Genomic DNA, 12665 nt, shown 5'->3' with positions numbered 1-12665 from the left:
GCGCACCGCTACTGCCGCGCCCTGGAGCGCTTCATGCCCATCATGACCAGCAGGGCGAACAGCGCGAGCCAGACGACGACGTTGAGGAACAGCATCCACAGCGGGTCGGTCTGTCCTGTCGTGAGCACCCCGTCGGTGAGCGGCCAGCGACTCAGGGCGACGAAGCCGTACAGAGGCGTGAATCGGGCGATGTCGAGCATCACGCCGTCGAGCGGCATGAACACGTTGCCGAAGAACGCGAAGAACGTCATTGAGATCGAGGCGAGAGCCGCCGCCGAGTCCGAACTGAAGAACAGCCCGACGCCGAGCCCGAACAGTCCGTACATGAGGCCGATCCCGAGGATGATGCCCGCCGTCGCGACCCAGCGCCAGCCGTCTTCCACCTGCGCACCGGTCATCATCCCGGCGGCGAACACCGCCACCAGCGCCAGCGTCGCGAAGGTCACGGCGGTGAGCAGCTTCGTCAGCGCGTATCCGGCGGTGGTCAGCGGGGTCATGGCGAGTTGGCGCCCCCAGCCCTGCTTCGCCTCGGTCGCGGCGAGCGATGTGAGCGAGCTCATCGCGACCGCCGTGCCGTAGGCGGCCATCGAGGTCATCACGTAGAACGAGACGTTCCCGTGGCCGGCGGAGAGCGAGCCGTACCCCATCCCGGCGCCGAACAGCAGGTACATCGCGACCGGCATCGCCAGGGTGAATGCGAGCGTGTAGGGGTTGCGCAGCTGGCGGACGCCTTCGATACGCAGCATGGTGGGTGAGACGAGCATGTCAGTTCTCCGTCAGAGCAGTGAAGGCGGTTTCCAGGGTGGGGGCGGCGATCTCCAGGTCGTGGGCGCCGCCTTCGAGCAGGATGCGGGCGGCGGCATCGGAATCCGCGGCGCGCAGGCTGAGACGATCTCCGTCGAGTCGCACGGCGACGACGCCGTCGGTCGCGCTCAAGGTCGCGACGAGGGTCGCTGCGCCCTCGTCGACCGTCGCCGAGACGGTCCGCTCGCCGAGACTGGCCCGCAGCAGCGCCGTGGGGGCGTCCGCGACCACGGTCCCCCGGTGCATCACCACGGTTCGGCGCGCGAACTGCTCGGCCTCTTCGAGATAGTGGGTGGCGAAGATGATCGTGCGTCCGGCATCCGCATCCGCACGCATGACGTCCCAGAAATGGCGGCGTGCCGTGACATCCATACCCGCGGTGGGCTCGTCGAGCACCAGGATGTCGGGGTCGGAGACCATCGCGAGCGCGAACTTCACGCGCTGCTGCTCCCCGCCGGAGCACTTCGACACCCGGCGGCGGGCGAGGTGCTCCAGGTCGGCTCTGGCGAGCACCTCGTCCACTCTGCCGAGAGCCTGCGCACCGTGAAGAGAGGCGATGAGGCGCACGGTCTCGCCGACGGTCAGGTCGCCCAGGAGCCCGCCGGTCTGCAGCACCGCCCCGATCGCTCCGCTCGAGGTGGCGCGCTCCGGTGCGACGCCGAGCACCCGCACGGTGCCGCTGCTGGGTTGCGTGAGCCCCAGCAGCATGTCGAGCGTGGTGGTCTTGCCCGCGCCGTTGGGTCCCAGCAGTGCGACGACCTCCCCGCGCCGGATCGACAGGTCCACCCCGTCGACGGCCTGCACGCGGCGGTCGCCAGTGCCGAAGTGTCGTTTCACGGCGCTCAGTTCGAGCACCACGGGGTCATCGATCGGGGCGGCGGATACCGGTCGAGCGGTGGCCCGCGTCACCGACCCGTCCACGGAGGTGTTGTTCATGCCTCCAGCCTCCTCCGCTGAGGGCGAGGAGACCGGAGGGCAGTGTCATCTCCTCGACATGACACGTGTCATGTCGAGGACGGGATCAGCGTGCAGGCAGCAGGGCCCCCTCGAGGAACGCGGCCAGCTCGGTCGTGTCGTCGAGCGGAAGGATCGCCGCCACGTACTGGTCGGGGCGCACCACGATCACAACGCCCTCGCGGGAGAGCTCGCGCGCGGCGAAGATGTCGGTCTCGGTCCACTTGCTGGGGCCTGCGGCGTAGACCTTCTCCCAGTCGGTGAGTCCGAGGGGGCCGGTCTTCGGCTGGAACAGCGCAGGCGCCGAGGTGACCTCGATCTCTTCGAACGGCTGCTGGTAGACGGCTTTCACATCGAAGACCGCATCGACATCGGCGTCCGCCGGGGTGAAGCGCGCGAACAGGGGCTCGGCCTTCTCGGCCCACGCGGCGAGCGCGTCGCCGGTGCGGTCGCCGAAGGCGTAGACGCGCCAGCGTCCGTCGGCCTTCGCGTGGTGTCCGAGGTGCACCACGTTGCCGTCGCCGACCCGCACGACCTCGGCCGACTTGAAACGCTTGCCCAGCGGATATCCCGGGGCGAGGGACTGGTGCGTGTCGGACCCGGTGATCATCGACGAGGTGTACTGCGTCATGAATCCGGACGGGAACTCGGCCGTCGCGAGGTAGTAGGTGGCCAGCTCGTTGGGGTCGGAGATCTCCTCGGGCTTTCGGGCCATCAGGCTCGACCACTCGCGGTCGAAGTCGATCAACTGCTGCGCCACGGGCCGCCGTTCGGCGCCGTACGTGGCCAGCAGGTCTTCGGACGCGCGTCCGGTGAGCACCGAGCCGAGCTTCCAGCCGAGGTTGAAGCCGTCCTGCATGGACACGTTCATGCCCTGGCCCGCCTTGGCGCTGTGCGTGTGGCAGGCGTCCCCGGTGAGGAACACGCGCGGCGTCCGCCCCGACTCGTCGATCACGTCGTCGAAGCCGTCGGTGACGCGGTGTCCGACCTCGTACACGCTGTGCCAGGCGACCTCGCGCACGTCGAGCGTGTACGGGTGCAGGATCTCGTTGGCGCGACGGATGATCTCCTCGATGGGCGTCTGCCGCACCCGGTGATCGTCGTCGTCCGCGACCTCGCCGAGGTCGATGTACATGCGCGAGAGGTAGCCACCCTCGCGCGGGATGTGCAGGATGTTGCCCGCTTCCGAGTTGATGGCGCACTTGGTGCGCCAGTCCGGGAAGTCGGTGTTGACGAGCACGTCCATGACGCCCCAGGCGTGCGCGGCCGAGGCGCCCACGTGCGTGCGCCCGATGGCCTGGCGCACACCGCTGCGGGCACCGTCGCACCCCACGACGAACTTGGCGCGGATGGTCCTCGCCTCTCCTGCCCGCTCGCCGGCGACGTAGCGGATCCCCACCTCCACGGGGTACTCCCCCGTGTCGTGGACCGTGAGACCGGTGAACTCGACCCCGTAGTCGGGCACGATCCGGCCGGGGCCGTTCGCCGCGGCCTCGGCGAAGTAGTCCAGCACTCGCGCCTGGTTGACGATCAGGTGCGGGAACTCGCAGATGTCGTAGGCGTAGTCGGACGTGCGGGAGGTGCGGACGATCTCGTCGCGCTTGTCGGGGTTCGGCCCCCAGAAGTTCATCCAGCCGATGTTGTAGGCCTCGGCGATGATCCGCTCGGCGAACCCGAACGCCTGGAACGTCTCGACACTGCGCGGCTGGATGCCGTCGGCCTGGCCGAGCGGGAGGCGGCCGTCGCGCTTCTCGATGATGCGCGTGGAGATGCCGGGGTACTGCGCCATCTGGGCGGCGAGGAGCATTCCCGCCGGCCCCGATCCGACGATGAGCACGTCGATCTGGTCGGGAAGGTCGGCGGAGCGCGCGGCGCCGATACCGGCGGCGTCCTGCACGCGCGGGTCAGCGGAGACGTAGCCGTGGTGGTGGAACTGCATCGTCGTCGATTCCTTCCGGACTTCTTCGTCGGGTGTTGCCTGTCGGGTCTTGCATCCTGAACCCGCGTGTTCTATATTCGAACACAGAGTTCTACTATTGAACACAGCCTAAACCTCGCCGTCCGCGATCGCAAGGGAGCGCCCGCATGCCCGAGAACACCGCCGCCTCTCCGGCCTCGCAGACTCTCAGCCGCGGCATCCGCATCCTCGAGGTGCTGGCCGACGCACGCGGCCCCCTCACGATCGACGAGATCGCCTCGCGCCTGGGCGTTCACCGCTCGATCGCCTATCGCCTGCTGCGCACCCTCGAAGACCACGGGCTCGTCTCCCGAGACGCGTCCGGCGCCGTGAGCCTCGGCGCGCGCATGGCGGCGCTCGCGGCCGGAGTCGCCCACGATCTGCAGGCCGAGGCCCTCCCCGAGCTCACCGCGATCGCCAACGAGCTGGGCATGACCTGCTTCCTCGCCGTGCTCGACGGCGAGGAGTGCATCACGCTGGCGAGCGTCGAGCCCCGCCACGCCGTCGCGAGCGTCGCCCAGCGCCCCGGCGCCCGCCACCCGGTGACGGTCGGAGCTCCCGGCAAGGCGATCCTCGCGCAACTCCCCGAGCACGAGTGGCCCGAAGCGGTGCCATCGTCACTGCCCGCCGATGTGGAGGCGACCCGGAGCCGCGGATATGCGACGAGCCACGATGAGGTCATCCCCACCGTGCAGTCCGTCGCCGTCCCCCTCGCCCTGCGCGGCCAGCGCCCCGCCGCGATCGCGGTCGTGCACGTGGCCACCGACCTGGACGACGCCGAGATCGCCGGGCGGCTGCAGCGCTCGGCATCCGTCATCCGCGAATCCCTCGACGGCTGACCGCCGCGACGACGCGTGAGCACGCCCACCCGGAGGGGGACGTGCTCACGCGTTCGGGTGACTCCGGAGAATCAGGCCTTCGCGAGTCCGTAGATCGGGCTGACGGACTGCTCGTCCTCGTGATCCGGTCCGAGCGGGATGCCCGAGCGGTCGCGCAGCAGCAGCGTGGCGATGAGACCGAGCACGGTCATGCCCGCGAGGTACCAGGTGACGGCCTGGGTCGACCCTGTGGCGCTCACGATGGCCGTGGCGATGGTCGGCGCGAAGGCCCCACCGGCGATCGCGCCGATGGCGTACGAGATCGAGACGCCGGAGAAGCGGATGCTCGCCGGGAACAGCTCGGCGTACAGCGCCGCCTGCGGTCCGTACGTGAAGCCGAGACCGATCGTGAGGATCGCGAGCCCGGCGAACAGCAGACCGATCTCGCCCGTGTTGACGAGCGGGAAGAGCGTGAAGACACCGACCAGCTGCAGCACCCAGCCGATGACGTACGTCGTGCGACGGCCGATGCGGTCGGACAGCCGGCCGGCGAGGAGCGTCGTGAGCAGCCAGGTGACCGCGGATCCGGCGACGGCCCAGAGGACCGGGCCCCGCTCCAGGCCGATCGGCCCCTCCGGGTTCGTGGCGTAGCCCTGGATGTACCCGCCGGTGGTCATGTAGCCCACGGCGTTGTTGCCGGCGAAGACGAATGCGGCGATGATCACGAGCAGCAGGTGCTTGCGGAACAGCTGAGCGATCGGCATCCGCGCCTTCTCCTTGCGGGCCGAGAGCTCGGTGAAGACGGGGCTCTCCTCGACCTTGCGGCGCACGTAGTAGCCGACGAGGATCAGCACGACGCTGAGCAGGAACGGCACACGCCAGCCCCAGGCGAGGAACTGGTCGCCGGGGGCGATCACCGTCATCAGCGCCATCACACCGGAGGCGAGCAGCAGACCGAGGGGCACGCCGATCTGCGGAGACGCCCCGAAGATGCCGCGCTTGCGGCGAGGAGCGTGCTCGACGGCCATCAGCACCGCACCGCCCCATTCACCGCCCGCCGAGATGCCCTGGACGATGCGCAGCAGCACCAGCAGGATCGGCGCCATGATGCCGATCGTCTCGTACGTGGGCAGCAGACCGATGAGCGCGGTCGCGGCGCCCATCAGGATCAGCGTCCACATCAGCACGGTCTTGCGCCCGAGCTTGTCGCCGTAGTGCCCGGCGAGGAACGCGCCGAGGGGGCGGAACAGGAAGCTGACGCCGACCGTGGCGAAGCCGATCAGGGCGCTGTTCTCGCCGAGCGGGGCGAAGAAGAGTTGTCCGAAGACGAGGCCGACGGCCGTCGCGTAGATGAAGAAGTCGTACCACTCGACCGTGGTGCCGACGACGGTGGCGAACACGACGCGGCGTCGATCGGCCGCCGTCGCGATGGTTCCGGTGGGCGTGAACCCAGCCTGTGACTGCCCGCTCATGGGGTGTCTCCTTTGGTTGTGACCGCATTGTCACGGCGTGCAGCGGAATGGATCCGAAGTGCTTGCCGAGGGGTGAACCGATGATATATGATTTCGAATACGACGCACAAGGCGTCCCGCACGACAACGCAGACGAGCGCGAGGAGGCGCCCCGTGACGGACACAATCGACCGCCCCGGCAAGATCATCGCGATCCATCTGAGCTATGCCTCACGCGCCGATCAGCGCGGCAGACGCCCCGCCTCGCCCTCGTACTTCTTCAAGCCGGCCAGTTCCGTCGGCGCCTCCGGAGGCACGGTCGAGCGACCGGCCGGCACGGAGCTGCTCGCCTTCGAAGGGGAGATCGCCCTCGTGATCGGCACGGCCGCGCGCCGCGTCTCGCTCAACGAGGCCTGGGCGCACGTGGGGTGGGTCACCGCCTCGAACGACCTCGGACTGTACGACCTGCGCGCGAACGACAAGGGCTCCAACGTCCGCTCCAAGGGCGGCGACGGCTACACGCCGCTCGGTCCCGACCTGATCGATGCCCGCACCGTCGACCCTGCGGCCCTCCGGGTGCGCGCCTGGGTGAACGGCGAGCTCCGCCAGGACGACACCACCGCCGGGCTCATCTTCCCGCTCGCGCAGCTCGTCGCCGACCTCTCCCAGCACTTCACCCTCGAACCGGGCGACGTGATCCTCACCGGCACCCCCGCGGGCTCATCGGTCATCGTCCCCGGCGACGTCGTCGAGATCGAGGTGGACGCCCCGGATGCCCCCGGCGGCCCCACGTCCGGACGCCTCGTCACCACCGTGACGCAGGGCGAGACCCCTTTCGACGGCGAGATCGGATCGCTCCCCGCCGTCGACGACCTGCAGCGCACCGAGGCCTGGGGCTCTCGCGAAGAGGCGGGCCTGCCTCCCGTCGAGAAGGCTCCTGCCCTCTCCCCCGAACTGCGCGCCCAGCTCCTCGCCGCCCCGACGGCCGGTCTCTCGGCCCAGCTCCGCAAGCGCGGACACCACTCCTGCTTCATCGACGGGGTGTCGGCGAACATCACCGGCAGCAAGATCGTCGGCACCGCCAAGACGCTGCGCTTCGTGCCCTTCCGCGAAGACCTCTTCGCCGCGCACGGCGGCGGCTACAACGCGCAGAAGCGCGCGTTCGATGCCGTGGAAGACGGCGAGATCATCGTCATCGAGGCCCGAGGCGATGCCACGACCGGCACCCTCGGCGACATCCTCGCCCTGCGCGCGAAGGTCCGCGGCGCCGCCGGGGTCGTCACCGATGGCGGCGTACGCGACTTCGACGCGGTCGCCGAGATCGGACTCCCCGTGTTCTCGCAGGGTGCGCACCCCTCCGTGCTCGGCCGCAAGCACGTGCCGTGGGACGTGGATGTCACGATCTCCTGCGGCGGTGCGACCGTGCAGCCCGGAGACATCATCGTCGGCGACAGCGACGGAGTGATCGTGATCCCGCCGGCCCTGGCCGCCGAGGTCGCCGCCAGCGCCGTCGCGCAGGAGATCGAAGACGCCTGGATCGCCGAGCAGGTCGCCGCAGGTCACCCCGTCGACGGCCTGTTCCCCCTGAACGCCGAGTGGCGCGCCCGCTACGAGGAGGCCACGGCCCACCGGAGCACGCGATGACCACGACGGCGGCCAGCAAGTCCGAGGTCGCGTACGAGTGGCTCCGTTCGCGGATCACGGGGCACATGTTCAGCCCCGGCTACCGGCTGGTGCTGGGTTCCATCGCCGAGGATCTGAAGATGAGCGTCGTCCCCGTGCGCGAGGCGATCCGCCGCCTCGAAGCCGAGGGACTCGTGACGTTCGAGCGCAACGTCGGAGCGCGGGTGACCCTCGTCGACGAGAGCGAGTACGCGCACACCATGCAGACGCTCGGCCTGGTCGAGGGCTGCGCCACCGCGCTCTCGGCTCCCCTGCTCGACGAGGACGCTCTCGAGGAGGCCGCCCGCATCAACGAGCGGATGGCGCAGATGCTCGATCATCTCGACGCCCACGCCTTCACCGAGCTCAACCGCCAGTTCCACTCGGTGCTGTTCGAGCCGTGCCCCAACCCTCACCTGCTCGACCTCGTGCACCGCGGCTGGTCGCGGCTCTCCGCCATCCGCGACACGACTTTCGCGTCGATCCCCGGACGCGCCCAGCACTCGGTCGAGGAGCACACCGAGATCCTCGACCTCATCCGCGCGGGCGCCGACCCGCTCGAGATCGAACTCGCCGCCCGCAACCACCGCTGGCGCACGATGGACGCGTTCCTCGACGCACTGCACACCCGTTCCGCCCAGACGACCGGAGAAATCTCATGACCGATTCGCGCATCCCCGCCGACCTCCCCGACCACATCCAGCACTACATCGACGGCGCGTTCGTCGATTCCGTCGACGGCGATACGTTCGACGTGCTCGATCCGGTCACCAACCAGACCTACACGACCGCCGCCGCCGGCAAGAAGGCCGACATCGAACTCGCCGTCGCGGCAGCCACGCGCGCGTTCAACGAGGGCCCCTGGCCGCGGATGCTCCCCCGCGAGCGCTCGCGCGTGCTGCACCGGATCGCCGACATCGTCGAGTCCCGCGATGCACGCCTGGCCGAGCTCGAGTCGTACGACTCCGGCCTGCCGATCACGCAGGCGCTGGGACAGGCCCGCCGCGCCGCCGAGAACTTCCGGTTCTTCGCCGACCTGATCGTCGCGCAGTCCGACGACGCCTTCAAGGTGCCGGGCAAGCAGATGAACTACGTCAACCGCAAGCCGATCGGTGTCGCCGGCCTCATCACGCCGTGGAACACGCCGTTCATGCTCGAGTCGTGGAAGCTCGGGCCCGCACTCGCGACCGGCAACACGGTCGTGCTCAAGCCGGCCGAGTTCACGCCGCTGTCGGCATCCCTGTGGGCCGGCATCTTCGAGGAGGCGGGGCTGCCCAAGGGCGTCTTCAACCTCGTGAACGGTCTCGGCGAAGACGCGGGCGACGCGCTCGTGAAGCACCCCGATGTGCCGCTCATCTCGTTCACGGGCGAGAGCCGCACCGGACAGATCATCTTCGGCAATGCCGCCCCGTTCCTCAAGGGCCTGTCGATGGAGCTCGGTGGCAAGTCGCCCGCCGTGGTCTTCGCCGACGCCGACCTCGAGGCCGCGGTCGACGCCACGATCTTCGGCGTCTTCTCCCTCAACGGCGAGCGCTGCACCGCCGGCTCCCGCATCCTGGTCGAGCGCTCGATCTACGAGGAGTTCGTCGAGCGCTACGCCGCGCAGGCGAAGCGGGTCAAGGTCGGCTACCCCCACGACCCCGCCACCGAGGTCGGCGCGCTCGTGCACCCCGAGCACTACGACAAGGTCATGAGCTACGTCGAGATCGGCAAGACCGAGGGCCGCCTGGTCGCCGGTGGCGGTCGCCCCGAGGGCTTCGAGGAGGGCAACTTCGTCGCACCCACCGTGTTCGCCGACGTCTCCCCCGACGCCCGTATCTTCCAGGAAGAGATCTTCGGCCCCGTCGTGGCGATCACGCCCTTCGACTCCGACGAGGACGCGCTCTCGCTCGCGAACAACACCAAGTACGGGCTCGCCGCCTACATCTGGACGAACGACCTCAAGCGCGCGCACAACTTCGCGCAGTCGGTCGAAGCCGGCATGGTGTGGCTGAACAGCAACAACGTGCGGGACCTGCGCACGCCGTTCGGCGGCGTGAAGGCTTCGGGCCTCGGTCACGAGGGCGGCTACCGCTCGATCGACTTCTACACCGACCAGCAGAGCGTGCACATCACGCTCGCGGCCCACTCCCACAACCCGACCTTCGGCAAGAACTGACCCCACTGTCTCGTTCCGGTCGCACTTTGTGCCGCCCCGCCCGCGCGGATGCGACAGAAAGTGCGACCGGAACCCTCACGCAAGGACGCTGACATGACACACCGCGACGACATGACCCTGACCTCCTCGGGCTTCTACGTCTCCCAGGAGGCGCCGATCCGCTCGGACAACCCGATCGCGACGCCGCAGAGCTCGCCGCCGGACATCCTCCGCTGCGCGTACATGGAGCTCGTGGTCACCGACCTCGCCGCCTCCCGCCAGTTCTACGTCGACGTCCTGGGGCTCTACGTCACCGCGGAGGACGACGAGGCGATCTACCTGCGTTCGACCGAGGAGTTCATCCACCACAACCTGGTGCTGCGCAAGGGCCCGATCGCCGCCGTGGCCGCCTTCTCGTACCGGGTCCGCACGCCCGAAGACCTCGACCGCGCCGTCGAGTTCTACACGGAGCTCGGCTGCGACGTGCGCCGCAACGAGAACGGTTTCGTCAAGGGCATCGGCGACTCGGTGCGCGTGGTCGACCCGCTCGGCTTCCCGTACGAGTTCTTCTACGCCACCGAGCACGTCGAGCGGATGTCGTGGCGCTACGACCTGCACATCCCCGGCGAGCTGGTGCGCCTGGACCACTTCAACCAGGTCACCCCCGACGTGCCGCGCGCCGTGGGCTTCATGCAGGACCTCGGCTTCCGCGTCACTGAGGACATCCAGGACGAGGAGGGCACCGTCTACGCCGCCTGGATGCGCCGCAAGCCCACCGTGCACGACACCGCCATGACCGGCGGCGACGGACCCCGCATGCACCACGTGTGCTTCGCCACGCATGAGAAGCACAACATCCTCGCCATCTGCGACAAGCTCGGAGCCCTGCGCCGCTCCGACTCGATCGAGCGCGGTCCCGGCCGCCACGGCGTCTCGAACGCGTTCTACCTCTACCTGCGCGACCCCGACGGGCACCGCGTCGAGGTGTACACGCAGGACTACTACACCGGCGACCCCGACAACCCGGTCATCACCTGGGATGTGCACGACAACCAGCGCCGCGACTGGTGGGGGAACCCCGTCGTCCCGTCCTGGTACACGGATGCGTCGCTGGTGCTCGACCTCGACGGCAACCCGCAGCCGGTGGTCGCCCGCACCGACTCCAGCGAGATGGCGGTGACCATCGGTGCCGACGGCTTCTCGTACACGCGAGCGGACGACGACAAGGACATGCCCGAGTACAAGCAGGGCGAGTACAAGCTGGGCCACCAGCTCTAGGAGGCACGGATGCTGTCAGCAGACACGATCACGCAGATCGCGGCGGAGCTCGCGGAGGCCGACCGCACGCACGCGGTGATCCCGCGCATCACGGCGCGGTACCCGGAGGCCACGGTCGAGGACTCCTACGCGATCCAAGGCGTCTGGAGGGACTCCCAGATCGCCGCGGGTCGCCGGCTCGTCGGCCGCAAGATCGGGCTGACGTCCAAGGCGATGCAGCAGGCCACGGGCATCACCGAGCCGGACTACGGCGTGATGTTCGACGACACCGTGTACGAGTCAGGCTCCGAGATCCCGGTCGATCACTTCTCGAACGTGCGCATCGAGGTCGAACTCGCCTTCGTGCTGAAGACCCCGCTGGAGGGCCCGGACTGCACCCTCGAGGATGCCCTGGCGGCGATCGACTACGCCGTGCCGGCGCTCGAGGTGCTGAACTCGCACATCGAGCTGGAGGGCCGCACGATCGTCGACACGATCAGCGACAACGCCGCGTACGGAGCGATGGTGCTCGGCACGGTGCACCGGCGCCCCGACGAGATCGATCTGCGCTGGGTTCCCGGCGTGCTCTCCCGCAACGGCGAGATCGAGGAGACCGGCGTCGCCGCCGGAGTGCTCGGCCACCCGGCGACCGGGGTCGCGTGGCTCGCGAACAAGTTCCATCAGCACGGCGCGCGTCTCGAGGCCGGGGAGATCATCCTGGCAGGATCGTTCACACGCCCGATGTGGGTGTCGCGCGGCGATGAAGTGCTGTGCGATTACGGACCGATGGGAACAATCGCATGCAGCTTCGTCTAGACCCCTCGTTCCGTGAGCAGCTCGCGGCCTCCGATCGAGCGTTCGTGGGCATGTGGGTCTGCTCCGGCAGCCCGCTGCTCGCCGAGGTCGCCGCGGGGTCGGGACTGGACTGGCTGCTGATCGACATGGAGCACTCGGCGAACACGCTCGATTCCGTGCTCGTGCAGCTGCAGGCTGTCGCCGCGTACCCGATCGCCCCGCTCGTGCGGGTGCCGTCGAACGACACCGTCGCGATCAAGCAGGTCCTCGACCTCGGGGCGCAGAACCTGATCGTGCCGATGGTGTCGTCGGCCGACGAGGCCCGCGCCGCGGTGTCCGCGACGCGGTACCCGCCGGAGGGCGTGCGCGGCGTGGGCAGTGCTCTGGCCCGCAGCGCGCGCTGGAACCGTGTCGATCGGTACCTGCAGGAGTCCGCGCAGCACGTCTCCCTCACGGTGCAGATCGAGACGGCAGCGGGCGTCGAGGCCGCAGCCGACATCGCCGCGGTCGACGGCGTCGACGCGGTGTTCGTCGGCCCCTCCGATCTGTCCGCGTCGATGGGCCTGCTGGGTCAGCAGACCCACCCCGATGTCACGGCCGCGGTCGAGAGGGTCTTCGCCGCGGTCAAGGCCGCTGGCAAGGCCGTGGGCGTGAACGCGTTCGACCCGGCAGCCGCCGACGCCTACCTCGCCGCGGGCGCCGACTTCGTGGCGGTCGGAGCGGATGTGGCGCTGCTCGCCCGCGCCTCCGAGGCTCTCGCCGCGCGCTTCACCTCGACAGACGGCGGCTCCCGCGCCAGCTATTGATCCGCGGGGTCGTGCGCCTGCGGC

The 12665-nt window shown here is 69.3% G+C and carries 11 protein-coding genes; 7 read left to right on the top strand and 4 right to left on the bottom strand.

Annotation, left to right across the window (positions count from 1 at the left end; translation table 11 throughout):
* Positions 1-8: 8 nt before the first annotated feature.
* The 3 genes from ASD13_RS14575 to ASD13_RS14565 form a co-directional block, all read right to left on the bottom strand.
* Entirely contained in the window at positions 9-764 is a 756-nt protein-coding gene (locus ASD13_RS14575; protein ID WP_055870606.1) for an ABC transporter permease, read from the bottom strand.
* A 1-nt stretch (position 765) separates the two neighbouring features.
* On the bottom strand, positions 766-1740 hold the full coding sequence (locus ASD13_RS14570) for an ABC transporter ATP-binding protein (RefSeq protein ID WP_082524387.1): 975 nt from the start codon (positions 1738-1740) through the stop codon (positions 766-768).
* 85 nt (positions 1741-1825) lie between these two features.
* Complete coding sequence (locus tag ASD13_RS14565) at positions 1826-3697, bottom strand: FAD-dependent monooxygenase (RefSeq protein WP_055870603.1); 1872 nt, start codon at positions 3695-3697, stop codon at positions 1826-1828.
* A 146-nt stretch (positions 3698-3843) separates the two neighbouring features.
* Here ASD13_RS14565 and ASD13_RS14560 point away from each other — a divergent pair, with 146 nt between their 5' ends.
* Positions 3844-4554 (top strand): IclR family transcriptional regulator, encoded by a 711-nt coding sequence (locus ASD13_RS14560; RefSeq protein WP_055870600.1) that lies wholly within the window; start codon positions 3844-3846, stop codon positions 4552-4554.
* Between the two features lie 71 nt (positions 4555-4625).
* Here ASD13_RS14560 and ASD13_RS14555 read toward each other — a convergent pair whose 3' ends face one another.
* Positions 4626-6005 carry an MFS transporter gene (locus tag ASD13_RS14555; RefSeq protein ID WP_055870597.1) on the bottom strand — a complete coding sequence of 460 codons (1380 nt, stop codon included), beginning with the start codon at positions 6003-6005 and terminating at the stop codon, positions 4626-4628.
* 153 nt (positions 6006-6158) lie between these two features.
* Here ASD13_RS14555 and ASD13_RS14550 point away from each other — a divergent pair, with 153 nt between their 5' ends.
* The 6 genes from ASD13_RS14550 (at position 6159) to ASD13_RS14525 (ending at position 12641) form a co-directional block, all read left to right on the top strand.
* On the top strand, positions 6159-7628 hold the full coding sequence (locus ASD13_RS14550; protein WP_055870593.1) for a fumarylacetoacetate hydrolase family protein: 1470 nt from the start codon (positions 6159-6161) through the stop codon (positions 7626-7628).
* Positions 7625-8308 (top strand): GntR family transcriptional regulator, encoded by a 684-nt coding sequence (locus tag ASD13_RS14545; RefSeq protein WP_017828357.1) that lies wholly within the window; start codon positions 7625-7627, stop codon positions 8306-8308. Before ASD13_RS14550 ends, ASD13_RS14545 begins: the two co-directional genes overlap by 4 nt.
* A complete protein-coding gene (gene hpaE / locus ASD13_RS14540; RefSeq protein WP_055870590.1) occupies positions 8305-9804 on the top strand; it encodes a 5-carboxymethyl-2-hydroxymuconate semialdehyde dehydrogenase in 1500 nt (499 codons plus the stop codon). The genes ASD13_RS14545 and hpaE overlap by 4 nt, the downstream gene beginning before the upstream one ends.
* 93 nt (positions 9805-9897) lie before the next feature.
* On the top strand, positions 9898-11061 hold the full coding sequence (gene hpaD, locus ASD13_RS14535) for a 3,4-dihydroxyphenylacetate 2,3-dioxygenase (RefSeq protein ID WP_017828355.1): 1164 nt from the start codon (positions 9898-9900) through the stop codon (positions 11059-11061).
* A 9-nt stretch (positions 11062-11070) separates the two neighbouring features.
* Positions 11071-11856, top strand: coding sequence for a 2-keto-4-pentenoate hydratase (locus ASD13_RS14530; protein ID WP_055870587.1), 786 nt, complete (start codon positions 11071-11073; stop codon positions 11854-11856).
* Complete coding sequence (locus ASD13_RS14525; protein WP_055870584.1) at positions 11841-12641, top strand: HpcH/HpaI aldolase family protein; 801 nt, start codon at positions 11841-11843, stop codon at positions 12639-12641. The genes ASD13_RS14530 and ASD13_RS14525 overlap by 16 nt, the downstream gene beginning before the upstream one ends.
* Positions 12642-12665 lie beyond the last annotated feature (24 nt).

It is taken from the genome of Microbacterium sp. Root1433D1 (assembly GCF_001426835.1).
In the GTDB taxonomy this organism is placed as follows: Bacteria; Actinomycetota; Actinomycetes; order Actinomycetales; family Microbacteriaceae; genus Microbacterium; species Microbacterium maritypicum.
This window is presented reverse-complemented; position numbering and strand designations above follow the sequence as displayed.